19 protein-coding genes and 1 tRNA gene are annotated in these 17,399 nt (G+C 68.4%); 13 read left to right on the top strand and 7 right to left on the bottom strand.

All coding sequences use genetic code 11. The features are described 5' to 3' along the window. Positions 1-200: 200 nt before the first annotated feature. Together htpG and FEK34_RS11975 are read right to left on the bottom strand one after the other, a co-directional pair. Positions 201-2,159 carry a molecular chaperone HtpG gene (gene htpG, locus FEK34_RS11970; protein ID WP_138447897.1) on the bottom strand — a complete coding sequence of 653 codons (1,959 nt, stop codon included), beginning with the start codon at positions 2,157-2,159 and terminating at the stop codon, positions 201-203. Then, on the bottom strand, positions 2,156-3,793 hold the full coding sequence (locus FEK34_RS11975; RefSeq protein ID WP_249359089.1) for a TM0106 family RecB-like putative nuclease: 1,638 nt from the start codon (positions 3,791-3,793) through the stop codon (positions 2,156-2,158). Before FEK34_RS11975 ends, htpG begins: the two co-directional genes overlap by 4 nt. 316 nt (positions 3,794-4,109) lie before the next feature. Between FEK34_RS11975 and FEK34_RS11980 the strand changes: the two genes are divergently transcribed. The 8 genes from FEK34_RS11980 to rraA all read left to right on the top strand — a co-directional run bounded on the left by FEK34_RS11980 (position 4,110) and on the right by rraA (position 9,124). Next, positions 4,110-4,745, top strand: coding sequence for a DUF6474 family protein (locus FEK34_RS11980; RefSeq protein ID WP_138447899.1), 636 nt, complete (start codon positions 4,110-4,112; stop codon positions 4,743-4,745). Between the two features lie 12 nt (positions 4,746-4,757). Beyond that, on the top strand, positions 4,758-5,309 hold the full coding sequence (locus tag FEK34_RS11985) for a hypothetical protein (protein ID WP_138447900.1): 552 nt from the start codon (positions 4,758-4,760) through the stop codon (positions 5,307-5,309). Between the two features lie 36 nt (positions 5,310-5,345). Then, positions 5,346-6,011, top strand: a complete 666-nt coding sequence (locus tag FEK34_RS11990; RefSeq protein WP_138447901.1) for a YcnI family copper-binding membrane protein — start codon at positions 5,346-5,348, stop codon at positions 6,009-6,011. After that, entirely contained in the window at positions 6,008-6,571 is a 564-nt protein-coding gene (locus tag FEK34_RS11995) for a copper resistance CopC family protein (protein ID WP_138447902.1), read from the top strand. Before FEK34_RS11990 ends, FEK34_RS11995 begins: the two co-directional genes overlap by 4 nt. After that, entirely contained in the window at positions 6,568-7,494 is a 927-nt protein-coding gene (locus FEK34_RS12000) for a copper resistance D family protein (protein WP_138447903.1), read from the top strand. The genes FEK34_RS11995 and FEK34_RS12000 overlap by 4 nt, the downstream gene beginning before the upstream one ends. A 34-nt stretch (positions 7,495-7,528) precedes the next feature. Further along, on the top strand, positions 7,529-8,002 hold the full coding sequence (locus FEK34_RS12005; protein WP_138447904.1) for an SRPBCC family protein: 474 nt from the start codon (positions 7,529-7,531) through the stop codon (positions 8,000-8,002). 184 nt (positions 8,003-8,186) lie between these two features. Beyond that, positions 8,187-8,552, top strand: coding sequence for a DUF5313 family protein (locus FEK34_RS12010; RefSeq protein WP_138447905.1), 366 nt, complete (start codon positions 8,187-8,189; stop codon positions 8,550-8,552). Between the two features lie 83 nt (positions 8,553-8,635). Further along, positions 8,636-9,124 (top strand): ribonuclease E activity regulator RraA, encoded by a 489-nt coding sequence (gene rraA, locus FEK34_RS12015; protein ID WP_138447906.1) that lies wholly within the window; start codon positions 8,636-8,638, stop codon positions 9,122-9,124. Between the two features lie 10 nt (positions 9,125-9,134). On the opposite strand, the gene FEK34_RS12020 is transcribed toward rraA, so the two are convergent. Then, positions 9,135-9,353, bottom strand: a complete 219-nt coding sequence (locus FEK34_RS12020; protein ID WP_138447907.1) for an RNA-binding S4 domain-containing protein — start codon at positions 9,351-9,353, stop codon at positions 9,135-9,137. A 148-nt stretch (positions 9,354-9,501) separates the two neighbouring features. On the opposite strand from FEK34_RS12020, the gene lysX reads away from it, so the two are divergent. The 4 genes from lysX (at position 9,502) to FEK34_RS12040 (ending at position 14,694) form a co-directional block, all read left to right on the top strand. After that, entirely contained in the window at positions 9,502-12,825 is a 3,324-nt protein-coding gene (lysX, locus tag FEK34_RS12025) for a bifunctional lysylphosphatidylglycerol synthetase/lysine--tRNA ligase LysX (protein ID WP_212748744.1), read from the top strand. 109 nt (positions 12,826-12,934) lie between these two features. After that, a complete protein-coding gene (locus FEK34_RS12030) occupies positions 12,935-13,300 on the top strand; it encodes a hypothetical protein (RefSeq protein ID WP_138447908.1) in 366 nt (121 codons plus the stop codon). Between the two features lie 10 nt (positions 13,301-13,310). Then, entirely contained in the window at positions 13,311-13,517 is a 207-nt protein-coding gene (locus FEK34_RS12035; RefSeq protein ID WP_138447909.1) for a hypothetical protein, read from the top strand. A gap of 274 nt (positions 13,518-13,791) precedes the next feature. Then, positions 13,792-14,694, top strand: coding sequence for a cutinase family protein (locus FEK34_RS12040; RefSeq protein WP_171048163.1), 903 nt, complete (start codon positions 13,792-13,794; stop codon positions 14,692-14,694). A 121-nt stretch (positions 14,695-14,815) separates the two neighbouring features. Here the strand turns inward: FEK34_RS12040 and FEK34_RS12045 are convergent, their stop codons facing one another. From FEK34_RS12045 to FEK34_RS29965, 3 genes are all read right to left on the bottom strand, one after another. Next, entirely contained in the window at positions 14,816-15,151 is a 336-nt protein-coding gene (locus FEK34_RS12045; RefSeq protein WP_138447910.1) for a hypothetical protein, read from the bottom strand. A 242-nt stretch (positions 15,152-15,393) separates the two neighbouring features. Next, on the bottom strand, positions 15,394-16,005 hold the full coding sequence (locus FEK34_RS12050; protein WP_138447911.1) for a histidine phosphatase family protein: 612 nt from the start codon (positions 16,003-16,005) through the stop codon (positions 15,394-15,396). Between the two features lie 116 nt (positions 16,006-16,121). Beyond that, a tRNA-Pro gene (locus tag FEK34_RS29965) sits at positions 16,122-16,191 on the bottom strand. Positions 16,192-16,339: 148 nt separating this feature from the next. Here FEK34_RS29965 and FEK34_RS12055 point away from each other — a divergent pair. Next, complete coding sequence (locus FEK34_RS12055) at positions 16,340-17,035, top strand: hypothetical protein (protein WP_249359020.1); 696 nt, start codon at positions 16,340-16,342, stop codon at positions 17,033-17,035. Between the two features lie 72 nt (positions 17,036-17,107). Here FEK34_RS12055 and FEK34_RS12060 read toward each other — a convergent pair whose 3' ends face one another. Beyond that, positions 17,108-17,344 (bottom strand): FitA-like ribbon-helix-helix domain-containing protein, encoded by a 237-nt coding sequence (locus tag FEK34_RS12060; RefSeq protein ID WP_249359024.1) that lies wholly within the window; start codon positions 17,342-17,344, stop codon positions 17,108-17,110. Positions 17,345-17,399: the final 55 nt, after the last annotated feature.

Genomic DNA, 17,399 nt, shown 5'->3' on the forward strand with positions numbered 1-17,399 from the left:
TACCCCTTACCGGCCGGCAGGCCGACGTCTATCGCCCGCGAGCCCGCGATAACCATGAATTTGCGAGAACGAACGAGGGCGAGGACGGCATTCCTACCGTCCTCGCCCTCGTCAGATCAGCCTGGCCGTTGATCGGTCCGCCTCACCGGTGACCGATCATCCGCCGACCGGGATCGATCATTTCGATCCACGCCTCCCGATCAGAGCGTGCGCGTCAGCCGATCGGTGAGGATGTGGGCGAACTTCGCCGGATCCTTCAGCTCGCCGCCCTCGGCCAGCACCGCCGTGCCGTACAGCAGTTCGGCGGTCTCGGTGAGCTCGGGGACCTTGCCCTCGTCGGCGTCCTGCTTGCGCGCGTCGTAGGCGTCGCGCAGGCCGGTCACCAGCGGGTGGGTCGGGTTGAGTTCGAGGATGCGCTTGGTCTCCGGCAGCGTCTGGCCCGAGGCCCGGTACATCCGCTCCAGCATCGGAGTGAAGTCGAAGACGTCGCCCACCAGGCAGGCCGGTGAGGTGGTGAGCCGGTTGGTCAGGCGCACCTCCTTGACGTTGTCGTCGAGGGTTTTACCCAGCCAGCTCAGCAGCTCGGCGAACTCCTTGTCCTGCTGCTCACGCAGCTGCTCGGACTCCTTCTTCTCCTCTTCGGTCTCCAGATCCACTTCGCCCTTGGCGATGGACTTGAACGGCTTGCCGTCGAATTCCGGCACCGATCCGACCCACATCTCGTCGACCGGATCGGTCAGGATCAGCACCTCGAGGCCCTTGGCCTGGAACGCCTCGAGATGCGGCGAGCTCTCCACCTGCTGGCGGGATTCGCCGGTCATGTAGTAGATCGCGTCCTGGCCGTCCTTCATCCGCTCCACGTACTGGGCGAGCGTGGTGAGCTCGGAGTCGGAGTGCGTCGACGCGAACGACGACACCCCGAGAATGGTGTCGCGGTTGTCGAAGTCCGACAGCAGGCCCTCCTTGAGGACGCGGCCGAACTCGCGCCAGAAGGTCTGGTACTTGCCCTGGTCCTCGGCGCCCTGCAGGTCCTTGACCGTGGACAGCACCTTCTTCACCAGGCGCTTGCGGATCATCTGGATCTGGCGGTCCTGCTGCAGGATCTCGCGGGAGACGTTGAGCGAGAGGTCTTGCGCGTCCACCACACCCTTGACGAAGCGCAGGTACTCCGGCATCAGCTCTTCGCAGTTGTCCATGATGAACACCCGCTTGACGTAGAGCTGCACGCCGCGCTTGTGCTCGCGGGTGAACAGATCGAACGGCGCCGTCGACGGAATGAACAGCAGCGCCTGATATTCGAAGGTGCCCTCGGCCTTGAGCGGGATGGTCTCGAGCGGTTCGTCCCACGCATGGCTGACGTGCTTGTAGAACTCCTTGTACTCCTCGTCGCTGACCTCGCTCTTGGGGCGGGTCCACAGCGCCTTGCTGGAGTTGAGCGTCTGCTCTTCGAGGATCGTCTTCTCTTTTTTGTCCTCGCCCTCACCCTCGGTGACGGTGCGCTCCACCTGCATGCGGATGGGCCAGGCGATGAAGTCGGAGTACTTCTTGACGATGTCGCGGAGCTTCCACTCCTGGGTGTAATCGAAGAGGTGATCGTCCTCGTCGGGCGCCTTGAGCTGCAACGTCACCGCGGTGCCCTGCGGGGCGTCGTCGACGGTTTCGATGGTGTAGGTGGAGCTGCCCGCCTCGGCCACCCAGCGGGTCGCCTCGGTCTCACCGGCGCGGCGGGTGGTCAGCGTGACCTTGTCGGCGACCATGAAGGTCGAGTAGAAGCCGATGCCGAACTGGCCGATCAGCTCCTCGGCGGCGGCCTCGGACTTGGCCTCGCTGAGTTGTTTGCGCAGCTGGGCGGTGCCCGACTTGGCGAGCGTGCCGATCAGGTCCACCACCTCGGCGCGCGACATGCCGATGCCGTTGTCCTTGACCGTGAGGACCCGCGCGTCCTTGTCGACCTCCAGCTCGATATGCAGGTCGGAGGTGTCGACGTGCAGGTCCTTGTCCTTGTAGGACTCCAGCCGCAGCTTGTCCAGCGCGTCGGAAGCGTTCGAGATCAGCTCCCGCAGGAACGTGTCTTTGTTGGAGTAGACCGAGTGGATCATCAGCTCGAGCAGCTGATGCGTTTCGGCCTGGAACTCGAGTTGTTCGACGTGCTCAGTCACGCCGAAATATTACCGCCGCCGCCGACCGCCTCCGACGCCCGCGAGCGGTCCCCCACCTGCGCGAGATCGGGGCCGTGCGCGAAATCGGCCAGGGCGGGCACCTCGAGTTCGGCGCGATGCGGTCCGGGTACCCGTGGGCACATCCATTCGCGCAGCACCATGGTGGCGCGCACATCGTCTTCGTTGTATTCGAGCAGCCGGGTGCGCTGGGTGAGATCGGGTTCGCCGTCGTAGCCGACCGCGAGCCGGTACCAGCTCATCGAGGCCTCGCCGTTGGCCTCGGCATCGCGCCAGGCGAAACCGGCCACCGGCGCGATCTTCTTGAGGCCCTTGCCGTTCGGGCAGATGAACTGCTCGGTGACGGCCTGGAACATGTCCACCCACTGCGGCGAATCGACGAAGGCGCGCACCTGCTCCACCGTCGGTACCCCCGGCTGCCCGGCGAACCGGCGCGCCGACTCGTACAGCCACTTGTCCTCGGCTGTGCGCGAATAGCAGTAGGCGGCAAAGGTTTTGCCCGCGGCGGTGGCCTCGGCACGCACCCGCATCAGCCAGGTCCAGAACTCGCCGAAGGACCGGCCCTCGTCCTCGGTGGGCAGCGGGTCCCAGGTAACGAACGGGCGGTACACGCCGTCGAGCAGGGTGCCCCACAGGTACGCGCCGAACTCCTGGTAGCTCTCCAGATCGACGTCGACCTCCACGTCGGCGCGACGCACCTTCACCTGGTCGAATCGTCGCACCAGCGGCGCACCGCCGATCCAGGCGCGCGCGGTGACCACGGCTTCTTCGAACGGGCCGTGCTGCCAGTCCTCGGGTTCGGGACCGGACCAGGCGGCCAGATCGTCGATGGTCTGCACGCCGTGCCCGCGCAAGACGTCGGCGCGTGAACCCGGCGCCACCAGGCTGACGTCGCGGTGGTCGATCAACCAGCCCTCGCAGCCGCGCCCGTCGGCGCCGCCGCGGTTCCACCAGGGGCACTGCCTGCATTCGGGCACCTTGGACGGCACCGTCGGCAGCTCGCCGCGCACCACCGCGATCCGGTCGGCGTAGCGCTGGTCGTAGTCGGCGAGCACGTGGGTCAGGTCGTGGACCAGGATGCGGTCGAAGTGATACCCGATCACCCCGCCGACCAGGGCGGGGCTGGCCAGTCCGTGCCGTTGCAGCATGCGGTAGAGGTGGGCCAGGCGCTGCTGATCGCGCGGCTGCTGGCGCAGTTTGCGATGCGGATCCGGTTGCGGATCCCAGTGGTAGAGATCGGAGGTGGTGGGGTGGAACTCGGCCGGTTCGGGCTGACGCGGATCGGTGACCTTGTGATTCACCACGATCACCGGGATGTAACCGCCGCGGTCCAGATCGCGCAGCAGGATCTCCGCACCGCCGCGGCGGCCGGTATCGGGCTCCTGCGGCAGCAATCCGCCCCAGATGCACAGCGCGCCCGCCGCGCAGGCGCGCATGGTGGATTCGGCGCGCTCGCCCGCGCGCAGCGCCGGATCGATCACCACCCACTGTTCCGGACGGGCACCGACCAGGGCGTCACGCACCCGCAGGCGATGGGCGACGGCCGCCTCACGACGCTGCTGCACGCCCGCGTCCTCGCGAACGCCGGTGAGCAGCTCCGGGTGCGTGGCGTTCATATTCAGCCGGTGCCTGCACCCGATCAGCGCCCTGGCATCGAGAAACGCGGGCGCGGCGGCGACGGACCGATCCTGTTCGGTTCCCTCGTCCAACTCGCGACCCTCTCGATCGGCCCTGCCCGGATGCACGTAAGCAGTATGGTCCCTACCCCCGACACATCCGCGAATCGTCTCCCCCGCCGCACGCGTTCGCCCCGCCGCCCTCGCAGCCACCGGCGGTGACCGGATAGGGTGTCGGCAAACCGTGTGACATGGGCGGACGGGCAACTTCGCGCGCCGAGCCGCCAGGGCGAACCAGCATGACGGAGGGCCATCGATGGGGTTGTTCACGAAGCGCAAGCGGCGCCCGAGCCGCCGGGCCGAGGCGAAAGCCCTCAAGCACAAGGCGGCCCTGGAAGCCAAGCTCGCCGCCAAGAACGATCGCAAACAGCGGCGCGCCGAAACGCGCACCCAGAAGAAGGTCGCCAAGGCTCAGATCGCCGCGCTGCAAGCGGAGGAGAAGGCCGCGCTGAAGGCGGCGGCCAAGGCCGAGCGCGATCCGTTCAGCGTCGGCCAGGTGAAGAAGTACATCGGGGTGGCCAGGATCCTGGTGCCGGTGCTCGCCCCGCTGGCCTACCGTGGCGCCACCCTGGTGCGCGCGCAGCTCGACAACCGCAAGGCCCACCAGCTCGGTATCGGCGTCGAACAGCTCGGTGAATACACCGGCCACGGCGCCCGGCTGCACGCCAGGATCGCCAATACCGAGGCCGCACTCGACAAGGTCGGCGCGGGCGACAACGGCGAGGGCGACAAGTTCGTCGCCGCCACCCGCAACCGCCTGGAAGCGCTGACCGCCGCCGTGCGCACCGCCGATCAGATGCCGGCCCAGCGCCGCCGTGCCGTGCACGCCTCCATCGCCGACGAGCTGACCGGCATCGAATCCGACGTCCTGGCCCGCCTCGGCGTGCGCTGAACCACCGCTTCGATGGACCGACGCCCGACCACCGGTAGCCCGCGCGGCTTCCTGGTCGGCGCGTCGGCCGGTGCGCTCGCGGTCGCCGCGCACGGGCTCGCCGGTGGCGGGTATCCCTCGTCGGCGGAACTGGCGCTGGTGCTGATCGCGGCATCGGTCACCGGGCTGGCCGCCGGTGCGCGGCCGATGGGTCGCAGGCCGGTGCTGGCGTTGCTGCTCGCCGGGCAGGTGGCCGGACATCTCGCGCTCACCGGTCTCTACGGCCATGAGCACGCCGCCGCCGGCTCGGCTCCCATGGTCGGCGAGCTGCTCGGCGGTTTTCTGCCGTCGGCGCCGATGGTGCTGGCGCACTTCACCTCAAGCATTGTCTGCGCCGCGCTGATCCCGCTCGCGGAGCGGCTCTACCGTGCGGTCTCGGCCGCCCTGCGCATCACCGTGGCCACGCCCGCCACACCTGTTTCGCACCGGCCGCCGAAAGCCGGTGTATCGATCGCCCGGCTGCTCGGCCGCTCTCCGATCGGTGCCGCGGGCCCGCGCGCTCCGCCGCTGGCGCGCCCGGCCTGACGCATCAATTCATCTCGGAGAGAAAGCACTTCATTCATGAAAACGTTCATTTCGCGTGCCGTGTGCACAGTGGCGCTCGGCGGCGGACTGCTCGCGTTGACGGCAGGCGTCGCGAACGCCCACGTCACCGTGGACGCTCCCGGCGCGCAGCAGGGGTCGATGGCGGTGGCCACCTTCCGGGTCCCGACCGAATCCGACACCGCCGCGACCACCGCCGTCACCGTCACCGTGCCGAATCTGTCGATCGCCATGACCGAGCCGATCCCCGGCTGGACGGCCAAGGTGGATCGCAACGACAAGTCCGAGGTCACCGCGGTCACCTGGACCGCCGACCCGGGCAACCCCGGCATCGGCCCCGGCCAGTTCCAGCGGTTCGCGGTGGCGCTGGGCCCACTGCCGCAGCAGGATTCGGTGAGTTTCCCGGCCAAGCAGACCTACAGCGACGGCAAGGTCGTCGACTGGAATGAGCCCGCCGATCAGGGCCATGCCGGCAACCCCGCGCCCACGCTGACGCTGGCCGCCGCCACCGGCGACGGTCACGGCACGCACGGCGTCGAGAGCGAAACCCAGAGCGCGGCACCCGCATCCGATGACTCGGCCACCGACACCACCGCCCGCTGGCTCGGCGGTCTCGGACTGGCCGCCGGGTTGATCGGTCTCGGTCTCGGTGTCGGCTCGGTCATCCGGGGACGGCAGTCATGACCGGCAGGAAGCTGCGCGCACTGCTGCTCACCGTGCTCGCCGGCGCGCTGTGCCTCGGCGTCGGCGCCACCGTCGCCGGACCGGCGTCGGCGCATTCGGCGGTGGTCGCCACCTCCCCCGAGGACGGCGCCTCCCTCGATGCGGGCCCCGAGCGGGTCACCATCACCTTCAACGAGAACCTGCAACCCAACTTCCCCTCGCTGACCGTGGTCGGCCCCGACGATCACCTGTGGTCCAAGGGCGACCCGGTGGTCGATGGCAAGACGGTGAGCGTCGCCGTCGGCGAGCTCGGCCCGGCGGGCACCTACCGGGTCGGCTACCGGGTCACCTCCGCCGACGGGCACCCGGTGGAAGGCGAGCTCACCTTCACCCTCACCACGCCCGGCAACGGAACCCCCGGCCCCGCACTGGGTTCCGCGGACGCCGGCGACGGCGATTCCGGCGGCATCCCGATCTGGGTGTTCATCGTCGGCGCGGTCGTGCTGTTCGGCGGCGGGCTGGCCTTCGCGTTGTTCGGGACGGGCCTGTTCGGCAAGGGCAGCGGTAAGAGCGGCCGGTGACCGATCGGGCGACCGGCGGCCGTGACCGGCGGCCGGCGCTGCTGCTCGTCGTCCCGTCCGGGCTGATCGGTGTGCTGCTGGCCTGGGCGCTGACCGAGGTGACGGCCGAGAGCGCGGTCCGGGTGCTCGCCGATCTGGCCGGCGCCACCGTGCTCGGATTGGCGGCGCTGCCGCGGGTGCACGAACGGTTGCGGCCGTCGTGGCGGCTGCTGGCGGTGATCGCCGGGATCTGGTGCGGCAGCGAGTTCGTGGTGCTGGTGTTCGAGGCCGCCGACGTCGTCGGGGTGCGGGTCGGCGCGTTGGACGCCGGTCGCTTCGCCACCTTCCTCACCGAGCTCAGCGGCGGCCAGGTCGGTATCGCCATCCTGCTCGGGACCGGCGCCATCGCCTGCTATTCGGCGCTGGCGTTCCGGCGCCCGGAGACCGCGTCACCGGATCTGGTGCTGGTCTTCGCCGCGGTGGCGTTGACGTTGCGGCCGATCACCGGGCATATGTCGCAGCAGCCGTTCGGCTCGGTGCTGGCCGCCGTGCACGCACTGGCCGCGGGCGCCTGGCTCGGCCTGTTGATCGGGCTGGCGCTGGTGGTCCGTTCCCGCGGCGAATGGGCGCTGGCACTGCCGCGCTACTCCGCGGTGGCGCTGCCGCTGGTGGCGCTGGTCGCGGTGACGGGTCTGGTGAACGGGCTGGTGCGCATCGGCGGTGTCGCACCGCTGGTGCAGACCGGCTACGGACGGGTGCTGCTGGCCAAGACGCTGATCCTGGCCGTGCTGCTCGCTCTCGGCTGGTGGTGGCGCCGCGACTGGGTCGGCCGCGCCGCCGGCCACCGGATGCCCGCCGAAGCCTCGCTGCGCCGGGCCACCATCGAGGTGGTGGTGATGGCGTCGGCGTTCGGACTGGCGGCGACGCTGGCGGTCACGGCATGACGGAACGGCACGAACCCCCGGTTACAGTTGCGCCATGACCGAAGTGAAGATCGTCGCCGACTGCGACGCCTCGGCCGAGACCGCATTCGCCTACGTGAACGACTACCGCAACCTGCCGCGCTTCCTGCGCGAGGTCGAAGAGTTCACGCCGGTGGGTTCGCAGACCGAAGGTCTCGGTGCGACCTTCGACGGCCATATCAAGCTCGGTCCGGTCTCGCTGAATTCCAGGATCGAAATCGTGCGCTGGGAAGAGAACTTCGCCATCGGGGTGAAGTCGATCAAGGGATTCGACGTCGAGTCGACCTTCCTGTTCCACGCCAAGGGCGCCGAGAAATGCACCGTCGACGCCATCGTCGATTACCGGGTCGGCGGCGGCCTGGCCGGGAAGGCGCTCGGCAAGACCATCGAACCATTCGTCAAGATCGCGGTGAAGCACAGCACCGAAAACCTCACCAAGCAGATCGAGGAATTCCACCGCACCCGCGGTGCCGCCAACGGCACCGAATGAGCGGAATCGGCCGGTCGCGCAGCCGCCGCGGCCGGCCGTCCGCCTCGGGCCACGGAAACCGGAGAAAGCCACTCGACGCCGGTGCATTCCGCACCTGCGGACAGCGCCTGCACAACGGCGAAATGCCTGCACAAACCCGCTTTCCACCCTGGCGTGGGCTACCTCACAGGCATAGCCTCTAGATATGAAGAAACCCACCTTCAGGCAGCGCATCGCCTATGACCTGGGCCGCGAACTCCCCGCGGACCTGCACGAGTGGGTGGTCCACGACCTGGTCGGGCACGGGGCCATGGAACGCTATCTCGTGCGGTTCATCGGGCCGATCATCCCGTTCTTCGCGCTGGTGCTGCTGTTTCCCGGGCCGATGCCGCTCAAGCTCGGGCTGATCGTGATGATGATCGTGCCGCTGATCATCTTCACGGTCGCGCTGAGCTATGTGTGGCGCCGGTACCGGTTGGTGCAGCACGGGCTCGATCCGGGCCTGGTCGATCACGGCAAGATCTCCGAGCACGATCGCGAGATGTACGAGCTGCGCTACGGACATCGATAACTGCCGTGCCCCCGGGAACGAACCGGCTCCCAGACCGAGCGGTCCGTTCAGGGTGAAACTCGGCCACCTTTAAGCTGAGGGCCATGACCGAACCGACAGATGTTGTGGCAACCGCGGACCTGGCCGACGAAATCGGCCCCGAGATTCGCAGCTGTGATACCCAGTTCATCCAGTTCGGCGGCCGGGCGGCGTTCTCCGGCCGGATCACCACCATCCGCTGCTTCCAGGACAATCTGCTGGTCAAGCAGACGCTGAGCGAACCGGGCGAGGGCAAGGTGCTCGTCGTCGACGGCGGCGCCAGCGTGCACACCGCCCTGGTCGGCGACATCATCGCCGGGCGCGGCGTGGACAACGGCTGGGCCGGCGTCATCGTCAACGGCGCGGTGCGCGATTCGGCGATCCTGCGCACCCTCGACATCGGCATCAAGGCGCTGGGCACCAACCCGCGCAAGAGCACCCAGACCGGCTCCGGCGACAAGGACGTGCCGGTCGAGTTCGGCGGGGTCACCTTCGTCCCCGGCGAGATGCTCTACAGCGACCACGACGGCATCGTGGTGCGCGCCGAGGACTGAGCGGCGCGAATTACTCCGCGACTCGTACCAGGTGACCGGCGAGGGCGACCACGTCGCCGACGTGCAATTGCCGTCCGCGTCGTAGTTCGACCTCGTCGTTCACCCGGACCAGACCCGCGGCGATCACCGTCTTGGCTTCCGAACCGGAATCGATCAGATTGGCCAATTTGAGAAACTGGCCGAGCCGAATGGCTTCGTCATCGATCGGCACATCGACTGGTTCCGACATGAGCTAAATACTTACTCCCCCGGGCCGGTCGGCGGTGCAGCGGCCCAGCATCCGGCACTGTTCGGCCATTTCTGTGACGTCGCAAAGGGGTCGCGAACACGCCGTGACAAACGACCGGCAAATCCACCCCAACGGTCACACTGGATCGGTGACTTCCGCGCCAGACGACCTACGCACGACCACCGAGCTATCCGCGAGCAGACCCGCTGCCCCGGTACCGCATCGTGGGCGCGGCCGGTTGGCCGAGGTTCCGCATTACACCGGGCTGGTGCTCGGTGTGTTCGCGGTGGCCTGTCTGCTGTGGAGCCTCTCGCCCGCGCTGCGTTATCTGACCCACGCGCCCCGCCACTACATCGACGACTACTACTTCGACGCCCCCGACACCAGCCTGGTGTGGGCGCTGGTGGTCGGCCTGCTCGCGGCGGCGACGGCCGGGCGCAAACGCATCGCCTGGTGGTTGCTGGTCATCTACCTGGTGACGTGGGTACTCGACAATGTCGTCGCCTTCGTCACCGACCGCGATGTGCACGCGCTGATCGCGGCGGTGGTGCATGTGGCGGTGATCGGCGTGCTCATCGCCGCCTGGCCCGAGTTCTACACCCGGGTCCGTCGCGGGGCCGGCCGGAAAGCACTGCTCGCCCTGGTCGGCGGGGCGGCGCTCGGCTGCCTGCTCGGCTGGGGCCTGGTGGAGATGTTCCCCGGCTCGCTGCCCGCGGGGGCGCAGCGTCCGCTGTGGGCGGTGTACCGGGTGACCGGCGCGATCCTGGTGGAGAACGAGCAGTTCGACGGTTCGCCGCATCATTTCGTGAACTTCCTGCTCGGCCTGTTCGGCGCGGTCGCGCTGCTCACTGCCTTCATGGTGCTGCTGCGCTCCCAGCGCGCCGACAACGCCATGACCGGGCTCGACGAGTCCGCGCTGCGCGGACTGCTGGCCCGCTCCGACGTGGAGGATTCGCTCGGCTATTTCGCCACCCGCCGCGACAAGGCCGTGGTGTTCGCGCCCAGCGGCAAAGCCGCCATCACCTACCGGGTCGAGCTCGGCGTCTGCCTGGCCAGTGGCGACCCGATCGGCATCAAGGAGGCGTGGCCGCAGGCGATCGATGCCTGGCTGCGGCTGGCCGACCAGTTCGGCTGGGCGCCCGCGGTGATGGGCGCGAGCGAACTCGGAGCGACCGCCTACCGCAGGGCCGGGCTATCCGTGCTGCGCCTCGGCGACGAGGCCGTCCTCGACACCAGGAACTTCTCGCTGGCGGGCGCCGAGATGAAACCGGTGCGCCAGGCCGTCAACCGGTTGCGCCGCCAAGGCATGGGGGTGCGGATCCGGCGCCACAGTGAGATCCCCGCCGACGAATTCGCCCAGATCGTGGCACGGGCCGAGGCCTGGCGCGACACCGAGAACGAACGCGGCTTCTCGATGGCGCTCGGCCGCCTCGGCGACCCGCTCGACGGGGACTGCCTGCTGGTGGAGGCCGTCGACTCCGACGACCGGGTACTGGCCATGCTGTCGCTGGTGCCGTGGGGCCGCACCGGGGTGTCGCTGGAGTTGATGCGCCGCGACCCGCTCGGCCCCAACGGCGTGATGGAGTTGATGATCTCCCAGCTCGCGCTCACCTCCGACCAGTACGGCATCACCAAGATCTCGCTGAACTTCGCGGTGTTCCGTTCGGTGTTCGAGGAGGGCGGACGCATCGGCGCCGGGCCGATCCTGCGCGCCTGGCGTGGGGTGCTGCTGTTCTTCTCCCGGTGGTGGCAGCTCGAGGCGCTGTACCGGTCGAACGTGAAGTATCAGCCGATCTGGGTGCCCCGGTTCTTCCTGTTCGAGGAACGCAGGCAGCTGCCGCGGGTGGCGATGGCCAGCGGTCTGGCCGAAGGCTTCCTGCCGCGGTTCGGCGCCGAACCCGACCCCGCCACCCACACCGGACGCCACAGCGCCGTCCCGCCGGCCATCACCGGCCTGCACGCCGACGGCAGCCCGCCCGAACCGCCCGAATCCGAGGCCGAACTCCAGCTCGCGCGCAGGCCCGAACAGGTGCGGGTGCGGATGAACAAGCTGGATCGACTGGCCGCCACCGGCATCGACGCCTACCCGGTGGCCTATCCGCCGACGCACACCGTCGCGGCGGCGCGCCGGTCACCGCGCGGGACCACCGTGCGCGTATGCGGCCGACTGCTACGCATCCGCGACTACGGCGGCGTGGTGTTCGCGGTGGTGCGCGACTGGTCCGACGACATCCAGCTGGTACTCGACCGGGAACGCCTCGGCGCCAAGCGGTGTGCGGAATTCAGCGAGTTCTTCGACCTCGGTGATCTGATCGAGGTCAGCGGGCGGATCGGGCGCAGTCGGCGCGGTGAGCTGTCGCTGCTGGTCGCGGACTGGCGGATGCTGGGCAAATGCCTGCACCCGCTGCCGGACAAGTGGAAGGGCCTGGCCGATCCGGAGGCCCGGGTCCGGCAACGCTACGTCGACATGATGATCAACCCCGAGACCCGCGACGTGCTGGCCAAACGCAGCGCGGTGGTGCGGTCGCTGCGGGATTCGCTCACCGACTGGGGCTACATCGAGGTCGAGACGCCGATCCTGCAACAGGTGCACGGCGGCGCCAACGCGACCCCGTTCCGCACCCACATCGACGCCTACGATCTGGATCTCTACCTGCGCATCGCCCCCGAGCTGTACCTCAAGCGGCTGTGCGTCGGCGGGGTGGAGAAGGTGTTCGAAATCGGCCGCACCTTCCGCAACGAGGGCGTGGACTTCAGTCACAACCCGGAGTTCACCATCCTGGAGGCGTACGAGGCGCACAGCGATTACGAGCGGATGATGCACCTGTGCCGTCAGCTGATCCAGAACGCCGCCCTGGCTGCCAACGGCGCGATGGTCGCCATGCGCCCCAAGGGCGACGGCACCTTCGAGGCGGTGGACATCTCCGGCGAATGGCCGGTCAAAACCGTGCACGGAGCCATCTCGCAGGCCATCGGCACCGAGATCACCCCGCGCACCGACGTCACCCGGCTGCGAGAGTTGTGCGACGCCAACACGATCCCCTACCAGCACTCCTGGGACGCCGGCCAGATCGTGCTGGAAATGTATGAGCACCTGGTCGAAGACCGCACTCAGGAACCCACCTTCTACATCGACTTCCCCACCTCCGTCTCCCCGCTCACCCGCGGCCACCGCCGCATCGCGGGCGTCGCCGAACGCTGGGACCTGGTGGCCTGGGGTGTCGAATTGGGCACCGCCTACAGCGAACTCACCGACCCGGTCGAACAACGACGCAGGCTCACCGAGCAGTCGATGCTCGCGGCGGGCGGCGACCCGGAGGCCATGGAACTGGACGAGGACTTCCTGCAAGCCCTCGAACACGCCATGCCGCCCACCGGCGGCCTCGGCATGGGCGTCGACCGCGTCGTCATGCTGATCACCGGCCGCAGCATCCGCGAGACGCTACCGTTCCCGCTGGTGAAACCGCGCTGAATGCGGCCGGTTCGCCGGATGTTTCGCGCGAGCGGGTCGCGGGCAATAGTGTGGAGGATCCGGCGGGCCAGGAGGAGGCCGCCGACACTTTCGGATAGGGGATTCTTCGTTGTACTACCTCGACCTGCTGACCAGCGCCACCACGCTCGATCATTCGACCTGGGCGAGCCAGGACGTATGGGCCTCGGCCATCGATCTGGAGGCTGCGCGGAGCAAGAAAGGCAAGAAGAGCAGCAAGGGCGGATGGATCATCGGGCTCATCTGCGTCGTCGCCATTCTCGCCATCATCGTGGCCGTCGTGCTGCTCATGAAGCGCAAGAAGAACGCCCAGCCGCAACAGGGCCAGATCCCGCCGCAGGGCCAGTTCCCGCAGGACCCGAACAACCCGTACCCGCCGCAGGGCGGCCAGTACCCCCAGCAGGGCCAGAACCCCTACCCGCCCCAGGGCGGCCAGTACCCGCCGCAGAATCACTGAGCGTTCGCCGATGGTCATTCTCCTCGCGAGCGCCCTCTGCCTGCTGGTGGTCGCCGGCATCGTCGGCCTGATCGTCTGGCTGGCGATCCGCGCGAACGACGGGCCCCGGCAACCGCCGTACCCGCCGCAGCAGTACCCGCCCGGCGATCCGTACCCGCCACACGGTGGGCAATATCCACCACCCCCCGGCGGGCAGTATCCGCCGCAGAACTACTAGACCGGCACATCGCTCGCTCGGCTCGCGGATCCGCGGCCGCGTCGGTAGAGGAAACCGGACATCCGATCGCATTCGGTTGGCGGCGATTCGGCTGTAGCCCTATTGTTATTCGCGGTGTGTGCGTCGGGGCCCGGATGTTATCCGGGTATGCGCACTCGGCGGGTGGAACGGTGTTCACTTCGTGTGCACCGGTGCGCCATCCGGCGAGTTCAGCATCGTAGCGACAGCGTGTACGGGAACGCCCCACCTGGGGCGATGGGTTGACTGGAGCAGTATGCAGTTCAAGAAGGTTGCCGCAGCATTGGGCGCGTGCGTGGCGATCGCATCCGGGTTGGTTGTCGGAGGTAACGCGGTGGCAACGGCCGCGCCCGGATGCCCGAGTCTGTACGTGGTGGCGATCCCCGGAACCTGGGAAACCGGCCATGACAAGAAGCCACAGCCCGGCATGCTGTCCGGCGTGACGAACGGGCTCGGACCGGAGACGAAGGTCGACTACGTCACCTACGCCGCCACCGCGTTCCCGTGGGAGGGCGACGTCTACGGCCGGTCCAAGCGCGAAGCCACCGACAAGGCACGCGGCCTCGTCGGCGCGATGGCGCAGCGGTGCGGTGCGACCAAGATCGGCCTGGTCGGCTACAGCCAGGGCGCCGACGCCGCAGGCGATCTCGCCGCGGAGATCGGCACCGGAGTCGGTGTCGTTCCGCCGAGCCGCATCGCCGGTGTCGGCCTGATCTCGGATCCGCGGCGCTCACCCAACGACATCCAGGTGGGCCCGCACGCGGGTGGCGCCGGTGGCGGTGGCCCGCGCGTCGGCGGCTTCGGCTGGATCCACGACCGGGTGCGCACCATCTGCGCCGTCGACGACCTGTACTGCGCGACCGCCTCGGACGATTTCGTCACCCGATTCGCCGGATTCCTCGCGCAGAGCTCCGACGCCAACCCCGCCAACATGTGGCGCTACCAGCTGGAAGCCGGCGCGATCATCAACGACCTGATGGCGCACGGCGGCATCCCGACCCTGCAGTCCCAGCTCACCGAATCCGCCAACCAGCAGCGGATCAAGGAGCTGGAGGAGTTCTACGGTTCGCACGCCCACACCAAGTACGGCAGCTACCAGGTCGGCGGCGGCCAGACCGCCATCACCTGGATGCACAACTGGTTCGCGCGCATGGCGTGATCAGCGGCTCCGCACTGCGGCCACCTGCCCGGCATCTGCCGAGCACGGTGGCCGCAGTCGTTTCCGGACCATGCGTGGCCCGCCGCGCGCTGCCGGCGAACTGACGCCCGGCCCGCGCCCGTCAGCTGCTGCCGAAGGAGCCGGTAGCGCCGGGCAGTACCCGATGGAGGATGCGCGGGCCGGGTCCGGCGGGGCCCGGCCCATCGGGGCGGTGATCGTCCAGATACAGGCGCCGCTCGCCGTCGCGGTGCTCCCCGGGGTGCGGCCCGGGACGGCTCACCTCATCGGCGCTCGCCGCGACCGGGGCAGCGGCCTCGACGACCTGGGTGGTGGCCGCGCTCGGCGCCTCGGCCGATGCGGTGGCCGCGACCGCCGCCACCGGTACCGCGGCGAGCGCGCCCGCCACCGCGACCCGGAGGCCGATCCGCCGAGCAGAAGACAGTTTCGTGGAGTGCAACGTCGATCCCTTTCTCCCGGAACATGTACCGCGTCCGCGGTGCACGAACTCCAGGAAAGTCGCCGTCGCTGGGACCGCGGTGGGACGGAGCTGGCAGTCGGCTGGGAATCGGGACGATCAGTCGGCCGGCTCCGACGGGCGGTAGGTGCTCTGCCCACCTCTGAGCGACAACCGCGCGAGTTGTCGCTCAGAGGTGGGCGGCTGACTCCCCTGCCTGATGAGCGACCGGACGCGTGGCTCGTTCACGCGCTTACATTGCGCGGCAACAGCTCCCAGACATGGCCGTTCTCGTTGATGGTCGCGGCCGTGCGCCGGCCGGTGCGGGAGAACAGCACCCGGGTGATCGAGCAGTAGTCGATCGGGAAGGTCAGCGGCCGGGCCAGGCCGAGAATGTCCTGGAGCAGGATATTGATCACCCCGCCGTGCGCGAACGCGACCACGGTGTCGGTGTGGTCGGCGCGCACCGCGATATCGGTGATGGTGTCGAGCACCCGCGACCTGAACGCCGGCTCGTCGATCACCGACGGCAGATGCCCCGCCTTGATCCGGTCGTATTCGGCGCGGAACTCCACCTTGGCGTCCTCGATCGGGATATAGGCGGGCAGGTCCCGGTCGTATTCGGCCAGCCCGTCCAGCACCTCGACCTCGAGCCCCAGCTTCGCCGCCGTCGGCCCCGCCGTCTCCCGCGCCCGCCGCTGCGGACTGCTCACCACCCGCGCGATCCGATGATGCCCCAGCGCCGCGGGCACCCGCTCCGCCTGCTCCACCCCCACCCCGGCCAGCCCCGGATCCGCCGCCCCCTCGACCTGCTCGATCCGAACGGGCTGGGCATGGCGAACGAGAATCAACTGCACACCAATACTGTGCCGTATCGGGGTCCGCGGCGCGCAGCGGGCACGCCCGTCGATGGCCGCCCGATCCGAGACCGCTCGTTGCCTCGGGTTCGGAGCATCTCGTGCCTCTCGCTACGCAGGCGGAGAAGGATATGAACCTGCGGCCTCCGCTCCCAAAGCGGATGCGCAACCACGCTGCGCTACCCCTCGATCCATCGAGCCCGTTAGGTTTCAGCACACCCGCAGCGATCCACCGAAAACGCGGGAACACCTCGAGTTTCGAACTTCCCCGACCGAATCCGCAAGCGCCGGAATAGGATCAGCAAATGCCATATCGGTGCAATAGCCAACCCCATTGCAGCGCAATGAATTGCACACGATAGGGTCACCGTGTGTCCGTTCACGGGGATCGGACAAAGCGGAGGGAATTCTAAGAATGAAGTTCGGAAAGATCACTGCTGCCGTTTTCATGGCTGTCACCGCGGTGGGGATTACCGCGGCTACCGCCAATGGTCAGCCCGCTGTGGCGAATGATCCGGCCGTGGTGACTTCGGGGGACGCGACTTCCGGTGTTGTGAGCGGAATCAACTACAACACCACCGTTTCTCCTGCTGACAAGACCATCACCTGGTCGGTCGACAGCGGCAAGTTCGAGCTGACCTCGGATGGTTCTGCCGTGGTGCTGAAGTCGGACTCCGGCGCGACCGTTGATCAGGTGGCGCTGCGTTCGGAGGTCGCCGGGTTGCCGATCACGGTGGACGAGGAGATCAGCGCGGACGGCCGCAGCGTGACGCTGGCCGCCACGATGACGCCCGAGGACAGCGCGAAGCTGAAGGACGTCGCGGAGCTGAAGGACATCAGCTCCTACGACCGGCTCATGGAGCAGGTCAACAAGAACCTGCCCGGCATCGCCATCGGCGCTCTGATCGGTTGCTTCGTCCCGTTCCTGTGGATCATCACCATCCCGGCGGGTGCGGTGATCGGCGGATACGTGATGGGTGGCCAGCCGTTCCTGGACGCGCTGATCGCCTTCGCCACCGGCCAGCCCTGATCTGAGCAGGTAGCACCATAAGGGGTGCGCAGGCGGAAATCGCCTGCGCACCCTTTGCGCTTCCAAGGAGGGCTACTCGGCGCTGTCGCGCCCGGCACGGATCTGCGCGGTTATCTCGTGCGCATCGACGCCAAGGCCGCGGTGGCCGGTCGTCGTCTCCCATGCATCGTCGTTTCGGCGAGCGCGGAATTCGCGCTCTAGCAATGCTCGCAAGTAGTCCTGCATCGACTGGCCGCGGGCGGCCGCACGCGCGGCGATCGCGTCGTAGACCGGCTCCGGAACGTCGTAGATCTGGATCGACATGGACATGGCGAACAGTGTGCGGGCGAGCACATCGTGCTGGCAACGATGTACAGATACGACA

The sequence above is a fragment of the Nocardia cyriacigeorgica genome, from assembly GCF_005863245.1.
Taxonomy (GTDB): Bacteria; Actinomycetota; Actinomycetes; order Mycobacteriales; family Mycobacteriaceae; genus Nocardia; species Nocardia cyriacigeorgica_C.

Bases quoted from the DNA above. Each gene is read 5' to 3' on its own strand.
- FEK34_RS11975 (WP_249359089.1), bottom strand. From the start codon at position 3,793: ATGAACGCCACGCACCCGGAGCTGCTCACCGGCGTTCGCGAGGACGCG.
- FEK34_RS11980 (WP_138447899.1), top strand. From the start codon at position 4,110: ATGGGGTTGTTCACGAAGCGCAAGCGGCGCCCGAGCCGCCGGGCCGAG.
- FEK34_RS11985 (WP_138447900.1), top strand. From the start codon at position 4,758: ATGGACCGACGCCCGACCACCGGTAGCCCGCGCGGCTTCCTGGTCGGC.
- FEK34_RS11990 (WP_138447901.1), top strand. From the start codon at position 5,346: ATGAAAACGTTCATTTCGCGTGCCGTGTGCACAGTGGCGCTCGGCGGC.
- FEK34_RS11995 (WP_138447902.1), top strand. From the start codon at position 6,008: ATGACCGGCAGGAAGCTGCGCGCACTGCTGCTCACCGTGCTCGCCGGC.
- FEK34_RS12005 (WP_138447904.1), top strand. From the start codon at position 7,529: ATGACCGAAGTGAAGATCGTCGCCGACTGCGACGCCTCGGCCGAGACC.
- FEK34_RS12010 (WP_138447905.1), top strand. From the start codon at position 8,187: ATGAAGAAACCCACCTTCAGGCAGCGCATCGCCTATGACCTGGGCCGC.
- rraA (WP_138447906.1), top strand. From the start codon at position 8,636: ATGACCGAACCGACAGATGTTGTGGCAACCGCGGACCTGGCCGACGAA.
- FEK34_RS12020 (WP_138447907.1), bottom strand. From the start codon at position 9,353: ATGTCGGAACCAGTCGATGTGCCGATCGATGACGAAGCCATTCGGCTC.
- FEK34_RS12035 (WP_138447909.1), top strand. From the start codon at position 13,311: ATGGTCATTCTCCTCGCGAGCGCCCTCTGCCTGCTGGTGGTCGCCGGC.
- FEK34_RS12040 (WP_171048163.1), top strand. From the start codon at position 13,792: ATGCAGTTCAAGAAGGTTGCCGCAGCATTGGGCGCGTGCGTGGCGATC.
- FEK34_RS12060 (WP_249359024.1), bottom strand. From the start codon at position 17,344: ATGTCCATGTCGATCCAGATCTACGACGTTCCGGAGCCGGTCTACGAC.